Below are 12,171 nucleotides of genomic sequence, written 5' to 3' on the forward strand. Positions count from 1 at the left end.
ACCTAACAACCATGTTTGCCTCTGGTTAAAAAAACTTATTTTAGCCCAATATTTTGTTGAAATGATTAAAAATTCGATATACTTTATCTTTTTTATACTGATGCTTTCTGCCTGTAATTATGGCGCTAAAACCAGCAATCCAACGTTAAGGGATTTTACTTTCGAACCTGTAAAAGGCATCCGTTATGTTGAAGTAAAGCGACGGTTTAAAGATGGATACTCTTTTAACAGGGATGGTTTTATGCAAAAACCATCGTGGATTATCGAAGTGGTTAAGGAAGACACCATGTCGGCCTGGAGTCCGCAGAAAAGCAGGATGCAGAATTTTTACCTGCAATACGATCATGGTAATGTATATAATTTTGCAGCCGAATTTTTTAAGGTAAAGCACATCAGTAAAGATAGTTTGGTTTTTCAAAGAATCCAGGTGGATGGAAAGGTGATTGCCTCAGATGTACGTTCAGATGTAAACATGACTTTTTACGCTCAGGCTTATATAAAAAATAAATTAAAAGCCAAAGCCGAAGAGCTGCAAAAACCGACCAAAGCCGACACCGCTTTTATAGAGAGACGTTCGGCAGAAGTTAATGCCAATAGTGACAGTGCTTTTGCCGCTACAAGCCCGGTTCAGTTTATCCCTAAAAGCAAAATAGCCAGGGTTGAAAAAATCAGTACGGTAGACCGGACGAATAACAGAACTGAGGCTTACGATTATATGTTTCCACAGTATATTATCCGGATAGACCGTGCTTATAAAGATTTTGCTTACCAGGTTGCGGCTATTGTTGATTTTCAGGGAGGCATACATGTAAAAAAGATTTATAATGTGCTTCCCGAAAATGCCGAAGCGAAAAAAAAGGTGGCCCAGGGAATAGCGGATATCTATGTTAGAAACCTTTTTGATATAGCTCCGGGAACCACTTTAGCTGTTCCGCATAATAGCGAGATTACTTTGACCATGATTGGAAAAGCAAATAAAAAGCCTTAGTAATCTGTAGTTTACAAAATATTAATGTTAAAAAAGGTTAAAATTTTATTTTGATTTTAAAAATTAAAACTTACCTTGCATACTTAATTTTAATATTTAATACAATGCAAGAAGGCACAGTAAAATTCTTCAATGTAACTAAAGGTTTTGGCTTTATCATCCCTGCGAATGGCGATAGCGAAATTTTTGTTCATTCAACAGGTCTTATCGACGAAATCCGTGAAAACGACAAAGTTCAGTACGAAGTTGCTAACGGTAAAAAAGGCTTAAATGCCGTTAATGTGAAAGTAATTTAATTTATTTATCATATTTACACACGAGGCTGCTTTCATCCGATGGCGGCCTTTTTTATTTTATCTCTCCCCGGATTTGGTGAGCGGTCAAACGGATTGGAGATTTAGAAAACTCGGTTAAATAAATCGTCATTTCGACCGTAGTGGAGAAATCTATTTACCTGAACTTGGTGAACATGTCTTTAAATTTTCAGTAATAAGGTAAATCAATATCTTCACCCTGAATTACTTCAAGTGTTATCCAGCAGGAGGGGTGCTGGCCACGCAGTAAACTTAGGTTATCTATAATTTCTAAAAGATTTCTACGTTTCGTTGCACTCCAGTCGAAATGACGATCTAGCGCCCGATTAATGCTCTTTATGTATTCTTTTCCTTAAAAACTGATCAAGAAATACCAATCCTATCACCAGATCGAAAAATAAGAAGCTGTACAGAACAGCAGGTGTAATATATTGATTTAAATTAAAGTTACAATTAATATTAAACCCCAATTTAGGCATACTCAGGTTTGAGTTGTATAGTACATAGCCAAATAAGGATAGGATGGAGATGATAAAAAATCCGCCAATGCTGTAAATAATCTTTTTATCCACTTTGGTTTTCATCGCTACCGGGGCAGGAGCAAAGGCAATACTTTCCATCACATTTCTGGTAAAAGACATGGAGGGTTCTTCAAGATCAAGCGTATTGAAAACCAAATTAAGTTTTAGCAGCTCCTCATACTGCGCTTTAATCCCGGCATCAGATTCAATTTTTTCCTCAATGGCTTTTTTAGAAGATTCATCCAGATTCCCATCAATATAATCCCAAAGCTGTTGTTCTATTGTATTCATAGTAACTCCCTTACTTCATCTTTTAATAAATATTGTAATTTTTCTTTAAGTCTTTGCCTGGCCCTATGCAACTTTACTTTTATGGTATTGGGCTCCATACGCAATGCTTCGCCAATTTCTTCTAAACTCTGTTCGCCCTTATAAAACAGGGTAATAATGGCGGCATCATCTGGTAAGAGCTGTTTAATGGCCATATTTAAAAAAGCATGGCTGTCTTGCTTTTCGTACCCATTCGCATTAAAACCGGAGGTCTGATTTTCGAGTTGCAAAACGGCGCTTTCATCATGTATGGAAGTGGTATCTAATCGGTTTTTCCTTAAAAATGTCATGGCCGTTGTGTAGGTAATGGTATACAGCCAGGTGCTGAATTTAGCCGTCTGTTTAAAAGTACCCAAAGCCTTATATGCTTTTACAAAGCAATCCTGCGCAACTTCTTCAGCGTCTTCCCTGTTTTTCAAAAACCTTAGTGCAAGTGTAAATACAAACCGCTGATGGCGTTTAACCAATAAGGCATACTGATCGGTTTCACCGTTCAATACATTTTGGATCAGCGCTAAATCTGTGGTGTTTTGCTCCATGTTTAGTAGTAAGACTACATCAGGTAGAACGAGGTTACAGGTAAGGCACGATTAAAAATATTATTATGGGTAGTGAGGTGAATAACGTAAAAAGTAAATTTTTTGGAAATGAAAGGACTGCGCTTCATGGCGGATTACAGTCCCGCTGTCCGCTTTAGCCCTCATGCTTCGGGGCTGCCGCTGCCATCAGGTTTATGAACAACATTTGTACGGTTTGCAAACCCTTAAAATGAAACACTGTCTTCGCCAACCAGCCCTGGGTGCAGCGGTACCCTGCAGGGAGGAGGAACGACTCCCGAAGCGTACAAGCGCAACACAGGAACTCCGTTTTTTTCTTGCACAGGCATTGCGCTCCAAAAGGATAAACTAATATACATTTTACTTGGAAAAGAAAGGGCAGTATTGGATAGGGGATTGCAGTCCTGCTTTTCGCTATAGCCCTCATGCTTCGGGGCTGCCGCTGCCATCAGGTTTATGCACAGCGTTTGTACAACCTGCCGATCCTCAGAAATGAAACATTGTCCTTGCCAATTAGCCTTGGGTGCAGCGGTACCCTGCAGGGAGGAGGAACGATGCCCGAAGCGTACAAGCGCAACACAGGAACTCCGTTTTTTCTTGCACAGGCATTGCGCTCCAAAAGGAAAAATTAAGTGTTAGATAGATTGGTGGGGCCCTGGTAAACTTCGGAAGTTGGCGGCTGCTAATGTGAGGCAAAAAACTTGAGTCCGGCAATTGAGCCGATAAGTGTGCAGATAAAAAATATCCGCCAAAAGGTTGCCGGTTCATTGAAGTATAAAATCCCTGTAATAACCGTTCCTACAGCGCCAATACCTGTCCAAACGGCATAGGCCGTTCCCATGGGTAAAGTTTGGGTGGCTTTATTTAGTAAAAGGAAACTTAGAATGATACAGACAAAAAAAGCGGTACTCCATTTTATATTCGAAAAATTGTTCGATAATTTAAGGCAGGTAGTAAAACCAACCTCAAAAAGGCCGGCAGTAATTAAGATCATCCAGTTCATGAAAAATGTGTTTCTGCAAATTTAAGATGCATTTAACCGGTAACATTTTACAAATGTTAAAAAATCATTTTAGCAATGTGCTCGCCCTTATTCTGCTCAGTGTAACCTGAGTTACCCCCAGATACGAAGCAATATGTTTTAAGGCCACCCTTTTAATCAGTTCGGGAGATTGCACTACAAATTCATGGTAACGTGCAGCGGCGCCTTTAAAAGCTCTGTCAATTAATCTTCTTTCAGTAGCAATAAGCTCCTGTTCGGCAATTTTCCGGCCCCAGTTCGCTATTTCGAGGTTTTGTTTGTAAAGCTGAAACAGATCGGCCAGCTTAATCCTGATCAGCGTACTGCTTGTTAACAATTCGATATTCTCATAACCGGGGCCATTGTTAATATAGCTGTTGAACGAAAAAAGAACAGCACCGCTTTCTCCAAACCAAAAAGTAATCTGTTGGTTTTCGCCATCGCTATAAGCCCGGGCAATGCCGCTTTGAAGCACATAAAAATAGGGTTCTACCTTACCTGCATAAATGATTGTGGTGCTTTTTGGATATTGAACGCATGCCATGTAATGGCTAAGCTCATGCCACGATTCGTTACTTAATGCGCTAAAAAGTGGTGTATCTCTGAGTTGTTCAATCAAAATAAGAAGATTTATTACAAAAATAGAAATGTTTTTTAGCTTGCCTCTTCAGGTATTGATAATTTATGATGTTCATTATAGTGATTGATCATTGGTAGCTGAATATTTTTAACCTCGGGTGTAACCTGATTAAAAAACAGGTAGTCATAATACACAGAACACGGTTCAACAGACAATTAAATATTAACACCTTAAAAAATTATAATTATGAGCGGTATATTAGTTCCCATCTCACTTTTTTTAGGCGGATTTGCCATGGTATTTGGAATCCGTTATTTATCAAACAAAGAAAAAATGGCCATGATTGAGCGTGGGATCAACCCTGGGGTAGGTAAATCGGCACCCAAGCCTTATTTGAGTTTGAAGTTTGGTTTATTGCTTGTGGGCCTGGGTATTGGGCTGCTTGTGGCTCTTGCAGTAGTAAGAAGTATGTTTGGTGCCGGAATGACAGAAACCGAAACTTCGCAGGCTGTAGCTGTTTATTTTGGCTGCCTGGGTGTTTTTGGTGGTTTAGGTTTGATTGGTTCGTTTGTGGTGGAGAAGAAAGCAATTGAGAAAGATAAGTTTTAGTCATTTTTTACACGTGAAACCAGGACAATCCAAGGTATTTTGGGGCTTATTATCCATACTAGTCTGCTGCCTGCTCTTGCCGGCAGCAGTAAAGAGCCAAACGCTGAGCGGTGAGATTGATCATTTGATCAAAACGGTAATAACTGATCAGCAGGGTCCTGGAGGGGTATTTATGGTCGCCAGAAAAGGTAAGGTAATTTACCAAAAAGCTTTTGGCAAGGCCAATCTTGAGCTTGGGGTAAACCTAACTCCTGAAAATGTTTTCCAACTGGGCTCTATGACCAAACAGTTTACGGCTGTATCGGTGTTGCTTTTAGCGCAACAGGGGAAGTTAAATGTAAACGACCCCATTTCAAAATACATTACTGATTACCCAGCTGGAAATGAAATTACGATACACCATTTACTAACCCATACTTCGGGAATTAAAGATTTCACCAAAATGAAATCACTTGCCAGTATTGCCCAAAAGGAGATGACACCTAAAATGATGGTCGATTTTTTTAAGGATGAGCCTGTTGACTTTGCTCCTGGCGAGCGTTTTGAATATAACAACTCGGGCTATGCGTTATTAGGTTATTTGATCGAAGTCGTTTCCGGAGAGCGATATGCAGATTTTATTCAACATCACATTTTCGATCAGCTGGGCATGAGCCATTCTTATTATGCCAGTGAAAAGCAGGTAATCAAAAACCGCGCTTATGGATACCAGAAGAAAGAGCATGTTTATGTAAACAAAACAGCCATTAATTTTAGTGTACCCTTTGCCTCGGGTTCTTTAATGTCTACACCGGCCGATCTGTTGAAATGGCAAAATGCACTAACGCAGCATAAACTGCTAAATGCGGCGGAAAGCCTTAAGGCATTTTCAAGCTATAAATTAAATAATGGCACACCATTTAATTATGGTTATGGCTGGCACATTAAGGAGTTGGAAGGATTACCGGTACGCACACATGGCGGCAGTATATTTGGGTTCAAAAGTATGGGTGTTTATGTGCCCGGCGAAGACATTTATGTAGTTGGGCTGACCAACTGCGATTGCCATTCGCCAACCTCACTTACCGAAAATATAGCACGTTTGGTGATCACGCATTTAATCAAAAATAAGTAAGCCCATGTTATGGATAATAGGCGGACTCATGTATTCTCTTTCTTTATTGCGGTTTGTTAATAATCGCCACAGTTAGCCGGCTAATGCAGTTCATTTTGCCACGCTCATCGTAAATTTTTATTTCCCATACATGCGTTTTGGCCCCAATATGTAAAGGTTTGCAAATGCCTTTAACCAAACCGCTTTTTACCGGCCGCAAATGGTTGGCATTTACTTCCAGGCCAACCGCAACATATTTCTCCGGGTTGATGCACATATAAGAAGCGATACTGCCCAGCGTTTCTGCTAAAACCACCGAGGCACCGCCATGTAAAATACCTGCAGGTTGATGTGTGCGTTCATCAACAGGCATGGTTCCGGTAATAAAATCTTCGCCGATTTCGGTAAAGCAGATATCGAGGAGCCCGCCTAAATGATTTTTAGGTCTGCTGTTCAGCTCATCAACCGTAAAATTCTTAAACCACATGGTAACGTTCTTTTAAAATAGAAATATGGTGGATAATGTGGCCACCGGCAATAAACAAAATAGATTTTACATTAATTTCCCTGCCTGAGGCAATTCCTTTTCTGTTTAGTTCTTCTTCATTTAAAGATTTGAAAAGGTATAAATTGGCTTTACGCAGTGCTATAAACTCTTCAATCAGATCTTCCAGGGCGCGTTGTCTAAAACGGGCGTTTTTAACATAATCATCTTCTTCAAAACCGGGCAGGTGTTGCTGTTCGTTTCTTGCAAAACAAGTAATGCGGTAAGCAAAAACACGTTCAGCATCAATAATATGTCCGAGCATTTCCTTTAAAGTCCATTTACCTTCCGCATAAGCATAATCAGCTTTATCGGTATTTCTCCTGAACAAGGCCGGAAGACTGTGGGCCTGGTCGGTCAAAATTTCGACAATATCTCCGTTAACTTTACTGATGTAGGTTTCGCCCCAAGTTGGGTATTCGTTAGGCTGTGGTCGGTTCATATCTTAAACTGCTTTTTAATATTATTCTAAAAGTTGTGCCTTTGCCCTGTTCAGATTCTTTTACAAAAATTTCGCCACTATGGTAATTTTCTACAATCCGTTTGGTAAGTGATAAACCCAGGCCCCAGCCCCGTTTACGCGTGGTGTATCCGGGTTGAAAAACCGCATCGAATTTTGATCTTGGAATACCCTTTCCGGTATCGCTCACGTCGATAAAGACCTGCTCTTTGGCTAAATTTTCAATAATGTTGATGGAAATAGAGCCTTCATTTTCGATGGCATTTGCCGCATTTTTGAGCAGATTTTCAATTACCCAATCAAACAAGGGAACGTTTAACATTGCACGTACCTGTTCATCACCGGTAATGCTAAATTTAACCTTATCTGATGTGCGTACTTTAAAATAACGGATAAAATCGCTCACTACAATATAAACCGTATGATCTTCAAGTATAGGTTTAGAACCAATTTTGGAGAAACGGTCGGTAATAATTTCCAATCGCTTAATGTCGTTTTCCATTTCGGCAATCAGCGGATCATCTTCGGCATCAAATTTAGATTTCATCAGTTCTGTCCAGGCCATAAGCGATGATATCGGTGTACCTAACTGGTGTGCTGTTTCTTTAGCTAAACCTACCCAAACATGGTCTTGCTCATCTCTCCTGGCCGAGCTAAATGCTGCATAGGCCGTTAACAAAAAAAGGAAAATAACACCCATTTGGATGTATGGGAAATACCTTAACTGCGTTAAAATGAAAGAATCGCGATAGTAAGCTTTAAATTTTTTGCCCAAAAAATTCATTTCGTCTGGCTGATGCTGTGCTTTCATTTGCCTTAACTGCCGTACAAAATATAAACTATCGTAAGTGAGTTTAGTATCTGCAACAGGATAATTGGTTTTAGTGCTGTCTAAACCAAAAAAAGAAGTAATCGTTTCTGACGAATCGACCAGGATTACCGGCGTTTTCGTATTCTTTCTTACGGTTTCTACCACATCGCGGTAATCATCGTTATCATAAAGAAACATGGCCCGCTCCTGGATTTTCACCCAAAGATGAAACTGGTTTGCCTCCTCGCGTTCCATTTTTTTCACAAAAGAATCGGTGTAAAATACTGAAGCAATGCCAATTAGGATGGCAAAAATGAGAAGGAAAAACTTCCAGCGGCGTTTCTTTTGATAAGGATTCATGCTTTAGCTAGCCAAATTACAATAACAAAACGAAAAAAACATCAAACCATTATGCTTTTTCAAAACCTTTCAACAATCACCTCGAACGCCTGGTAGCTTAACCACAGATGAAAACTCGATAAAATGGATGAAAAATATATCTTTGTACCGTCTTGCGTTTTGCGTATGGAGATAGGCGTTTTATGCGCTTTATGCCTCGCGCCAACCGCTCAACAATTCAATCATGGATAAAAAAGTTAGAGTAAGATTTGCCCCAAGCCCAACCGGAGGTTTGCATTTAGGTGGTGTGCGCACTGCCCTGTTCAATTATTTGTTTGCAAAAAAAAATAATGGAACTTTTGTACTTAGAGTAGAAGATACGGATCAAAACCGCTTTGTAGAGGGCGCAGAACAATATATTGTGAACTGTTTAGATTGGTGCGGCATTACACCGGATGAAAGCCCTGATACCCCAGGGGTTTATGGGCCCTACCGCCAAAGCGAACGCAAACCCAGCTACCGTAAATTTGCCGAACAGTTAATCAGTGATGGTTATGCCTACTACGCTTTTGATACCCCGGAAGAACTGGATGCCAAACGTAAAGAAATTCCAAATTTCCAGTATGGGCAGGCCACGCGCATGCAGATGCGTAATTCTTTAACCCTTACCATTAGTGAAGTTGAAGATTTGCTGACCGCAAAAACACCGCATGTTATCCGCATTAAGGTGCCAGGAGATGAAATTGTACATTTTAATGATTTAATCCGTGGCGATGTAAGTTTCGAAACCGCTTTGGTTGATGATAAAGTATTGTTGAAAGCTGATGGAATGCCAACCTATCATTTAGCGGTTGTGGTTGATGATAAGGCAATGGAGATTAGTCATGCTTTTAGGGGAGAAGAATGGTTGCCCTCTGCACCGGTGCATATTTTACTTTGGAAATATTTAGGTTGGGAAACCGATATGCCGTCATGGGCACATTTACCTTTAATCTTAAAGCCAGATGGACATGGAAAATTAAGCAAGCGCGATGGCGATAGGTTAGGTTTCCCGGTGTATGCCATGAACTGGACCGATCCTAAAACCGGAGATGTAACCAAAGGATTTAAAGAAATGGGCTTTATGCCCGAAGCTTTTATTAATATGCTGGCCCTTTTAGGCTGGAATGATGGTACCGACCAGGAGTTATTTTCTTTAAAAGAGCTGGAAGAAAAATTCTCGATAGAAAGAATCAGTAAAGCAGGCGCTAAATTCGATTTCGAAAAAGCGAAGTGGTATAACCATGAGTGGATTAAATCGCAGGGCGCTGAGCGCTTAGCGCCAGGCGTAAAGGCGGAGTTGGAAAAAGCGGGTGTTGAAGTAAATGATCATACTTTTTTAAATACTGTTATTGATTTAATTAAAGACCGCTGTACACTATTGCCTGATTTTGTGGCACAGAGCCGTTACTTTTTTGCTTCGCCTGCAGAATATGATGTAAATTCGGTAAAACCAAAATGGACAGTAGAAAAAGCTGATTTTTTTAATGCTTTTGCTAATAGTTTAACCTTAACTGATGCGGTTATTGCTGAAGCAGCCTTTAAAGCCCTGGCCGAAGAAAAGGGTTTTAAACCGGGAGAATTGATGTTGCCTTTCCGCATTATGCTGGTAGGCGGTAAATTCGGCCCAGGCGTTTTTGATATTGCTGTATTATTGGGTGCAGAAGAAACTAAAGCAAGGATAACAAAAGCAATTACTGTTTTTAATAGCTAGTATATCCTTCAGGAATATATGAATATCATGAAAGAAGTCAGGTTTTAAACCTGACTTCTTTTTTGCCAAAAATGCGAATGGATAAATCAATAAAAATAATTTATACTTTAGCCTAACAATTATCCCATAATTAAGGTTATCCATTAAACTAAAAATTAAATTATGCAATGGTTTGGTAAAGGCAGTAATAATGTAGAAGACGGCAGAAGTGGCGGTGGAGGAAGAACCATCCTTGGTGGCGGGGTAGGTATCATCATTGTGGTACTCGGTTTAATTTTTGGGAAAGATTTAACAGGCTTGGTTGGTCAGATTCCGGCTACAACAGGTACTGAAGAAGTGAAACAGGGGGTGCCGGCGAACGATCCGCAAGCACAGTTTGTTGCAGGTGTGTTAGAATCAACCGAGCAGGTGTGGGATAAGGAATTTCAGGCAATGGGCAAACAGTATGAATATCCTAAACTGAGGTTATTTAGGGAAGCTGTGCAAACCGCTTGTGGAAATGCCAGTGCTAATGTCGGGCCATTTTATTGCCCGGGAGATCAGAAAGTCTATATCGATTTATCATTTTATGATGATTTAAAAAACCGTTTCGGTGCTGCCGGAGATTTTGCACAGGCTTATGTAATTGCACATGAGGTTGGTCATCATGTTCAAAATTTATTGGGAATTTCGGAAAAACTGGATCGGGCACGAGGCCAGGTTAGTGAAAAAGAATATAACCGCTTATCGGTGAAATTAGAGTTGCAGGCCGATTTTTTTGCCGGCCTTTGGGCACACAATGCCCAAAACCTGAAAGATTTTAAGCTGGATGAGGGCGATATAGAAGAAGCACTAACGGCTGCCAATGCCATTGGAGATGATAAATTACAAAAACAGGCTACCGGCGAAGTACAACCTGATTCTTTTACCCATGGTACTTCTGCACAGCGGATGTACTGGTTTAAAAAAGGTTTTGAAACAGGAGATATTAAACAGGGCGATACCTTTAATTCAAATAATTTGTAAAAAATCAAAACTTTTTTAAAACCGGATTGTTTGTTTACAGTTAATGAGATTTTATCTCTAAACCAAACATAATTATCCCGGCTTCTTATTTGTTTTAATCAAGATGATCCTTATAGTTGATGACAGGCCAGAAAACCTGATCTCCTTACAGAAAGTACTCCAGGCACACAATTTTGAGGTTGATACCGCATCATCTGGCGAAGAAGCGCTGAAAAAAGTTCTAAAAAATAATTATGTCCTGATTATTCTAGATGTACAGATGCCAGATATGGATGGTTTCGAGGTCGCTGAAACCATTTCGGGCTTTAGCAAGGCAAAGGATACGGCCATTATATTTCTCTCTGCTGTAAATACAGAATTAAAATTCATTACCAAAGGATACCTGAGCGGTGGATTGGATTACATCACCAAGCCAGTTGATATTAATGTATTACTCCTTAAAATAAAAACATTTTATCGAATATACGAGCAAAATAGAAAGCTCAACGAAGTGCAGGAAAAACTGCTCGAAGAAATTGAATTCAGAAAGCAGGCCGAACATAAAAAAGACGAATTCATCAGCATTGCCAGCCATGAATTAAAAACACCTTTAACCAGTGTGAAGGGTTATATCCAGCTGTTGCAGCGGAGCCTTAAAAGGGATGATAAAGCCATTGCCCAAAACCACCTCGAAAAAGCCAGTATCCAGCTCGAAAAGCTGAACGAATTGATTGTCGATCTGCTCGATATCTCGAAAATTGAAAGCGGAAAGATGAAGTTTAATATGAAAACTTTTTGCGCTGATGATATGGTAAATAATGCCATCGAGATGTTGCAGCAATCAAATCCCGATTTTAAAATCAGCAAACTGGGCAAAACTCATGAAATGATCTTTGGTGATGAAATGCGGCTGGAACAAGTGGTGATCAATTTTATCACCAATGCCATTAAATATGCTCCCGGCACCAATCAGGTTAATGTAACCGTAAATATTAAAGATGAGAAACTTTATCTGGCCGTAAAAGATTTTGGTATCGGTATTTCAAAAGAACAGCAGCACAAAATTTTCGATAAATTTTATCGGGTAGAAGAGAACAGTAACCGGTTTAACGGTCTGGGGATCGGCTTGTACATCTGTTCAGAAATCATAAACCGCCATGGCGGCACAATAGGCGTAAACAGTGTGCCGGATGAAGGTTCTGAATTCTATTTTATTATTCCTACAACAGAAGAAGAAATCCTTAAAAATCAAATCTAATTATCCTTA

Annotated in this window: 14 protein-coding genes; 7 read left to right on the forward strand and 7 right to left on the reverse strand. The window is 39.9% G+C overall.

What is annotated here, in order from left to right; translation table 11 throughout:
* Positions 1-61: 61 nt before the first annotated feature.
* Together ABEG20_RS18650 and ABEG20_RS18655 are read left to right on the forward strand one after the other, a co-directional pair.
* Positions 62-988 (forward strand): hypothetical protein, encoded by a 927-nt coding sequence (locus tag ABEG20_RS18650; protein WP_406824751.1) that lies wholly within the window; start codon positions 62-64, stop codon positions 986-988.
* A gap of 104 nt (positions 989-1,092) precedes the next feature.
* Positions 1,093-1,284, forward strand: coding sequence for a cold-shock protein (locus ABEG20_RS18655; protein ID WP_010599196.1), 192 nt, complete (start codon positions 1,093-1,095; stop codon positions 1,282-1,284).
* 344 nt (positions 1,285-1,628) lie between these two features.
* Here ABEG20_RS18655 and ABEG20_RS18660 read toward each other — a convergent pair whose 3' ends face one another.
* From ABEG20_RS18660 to ABEG20_RS18675, 4 genes are all read right to left on the reverse strand, one after another.
* Positions 1,629-2,114, reverse strand: a complete 486-nt coding sequence (locus ABEG20_RS18660) for an anti-sigma factor family protein (RefSeq protein ID WP_406824752.1) — start codon at positions 2,112-2,114, stop codon at positions 1,629-1,631.
* Entirely contained in the window at positions 2,111-2,692 is a 582-nt protein-coding gene (locus ABEG20_RS18665; protein ID WP_406824753.1) for an RNA polymerase sigma factor, read from the reverse strand. The genes ABEG20_RS18660 and ABEG20_RS18665 overlap by 4 nt, the downstream gene beginning before the upstream one ends.
* Before the next feature lie 700 nt (positions 2,693-3,392).
* Complete coding sequence (locus ABEG20_RS18670) at positions 3,393-3,713, reverse strand: DMT family transporter (protein WP_406824754.1); 321 nt, start codon at positions 3,711-3,713, stop codon at positions 3,393-3,395.
* A gap of 64 nt (positions 3,714-3,777) precedes the next feature.
* Positions 3,778-4,350 carry a Crp/Fnr family transcriptional regulator gene (locus ABEG20_RS18675; protein WP_406824755.1) on the reverse strand — a complete coding sequence of 191 codons (573 nt, stop codon included), beginning with the start codon at positions 4,348-4,350 and terminating at the stop codon, positions 3,778-3,780.
* Between the two features lie 207 nt (positions 4,351-4,557).
* Between ABEG20_RS18675 and ABEG20_RS18680 the strand changes: the two genes are divergently transcribed.
* Positions 4,558-4,920, forward strand: coding sequence for a DUF6249 domain-containing protein (locus tag ABEG20_RS18680; RefSeq protein WP_406824756.1), 363 nt, complete (start codon positions 4,558-4,560; stop codon positions 4,918-4,920).
* 13 nt (positions 4,921-4,933) lie between these two features.
* The gene (locus ABEG20_RS18685) at positions 4,934-6,034 is read left to right on the forward strand and encodes a serine hydrolase domain-containing protein (RefSeq protein ID WP_406824757.1); all 1,101 of its coding nucleotides are present in this window, start codon (positions 4,934-4,936) and stop codon (positions 6,032-6,034) included.
* 43 nt (positions 6,035-6,077) lie between these two features.
* Here ABEG20_RS18685 and ABEG20_RS18690 read toward each other — a convergent pair whose 3' ends face one another.
* From ABEG20_RS18690 to ABEG20_RS18700, 3 genes are read right to left on the reverse strand one after another with little or no spacing between them, the layout of a single operon-like run.
* Positions 6,078-6,500 (reverse strand): hotdog fold thioesterase, encoded by a 423-nt coding sequence (locus tag ABEG20_RS18690; RefSeq protein ID WP_406824758.1) that lies wholly within the window; start codon positions 6,498-6,500, stop codon positions 6,078-6,080.
* Positions 6,490-6,999: a DinB family protein gene (locus ABEG20_RS18695; RefSeq protein ID WP_406824759.1), complete on the reverse strand. Its 510-nt coding sequence runs from the start codon at positions 6,997-6,999 to the stop codon at positions 6,490-6,492. The genes ABEG20_RS18690 and ABEG20_RS18695 overlap by 11 nt, the downstream gene beginning before the upstream one ends.
* A complete protein-coding gene (locus ABEG20_RS18700; RefSeq protein ID WP_406824760.1) occupies positions 6,980-8,188 on the reverse strand; it encodes a sensor histidine kinase in 1,209 nt (402 codons plus the stop codon). Before ABEG20_RS18700 ends, ABEG20_RS18695 begins: the two co-directional genes overlap by 20 nt.
* A gap of 223 nt (positions 8,189-8,411) precedes the next feature.
* On the opposite strand from ABEG20_RS18700, the gene gltX reads away from it, so the two are divergent.
* The 3 genes from gltX (at position 8,412) to ABEG20_RS18715 (ending at position 12,162) form a co-directional block, all read left to right on the forward strand.
* A complete protein-coding gene (gene gltX, locus ABEG20_RS18705; RefSeq protein WP_406824761.1) occupies positions 8,412-9,920 on the forward strand; it encodes a glutamate--tRNA ligase in 1,509 nt (502 codons plus the stop codon).
* Between the two features lie 162 nt (positions 9,921-10,082).
* Complete coding sequence (locus ABEG20_RS18710; protein WP_406824762.1) at positions 10,083-10,925, forward strand: neutral zinc metallopeptidase; 843 nt, start codon at positions 10,083-10,085, stop codon at positions 10,923-10,925.
* 103 nt (positions 10,926-11,028) lie between these two features.
* The gene (locus tag ABEG20_RS18715; protein WP_406824763.1) at positions 11,029-12,162 is read left to right on the forward strand and encodes a sensor histidine kinase; all 1,134 of its coding nucleotides are present in this window, start codon (positions 11,029-11,031) and stop codon (positions 12,160-12,162) included.
* Positions 12,163-12,171: the final 9 nt, after the last annotated feature.

It is taken from the genome of Pedobacter sp. KACC 23697, from assembly GCF_045348445.1.
Lineage (GTDB): Bacteria > Bacteroidota > Bacteroidia > Sphingobacteriales > Sphingobacteriaceae > Pedobacter.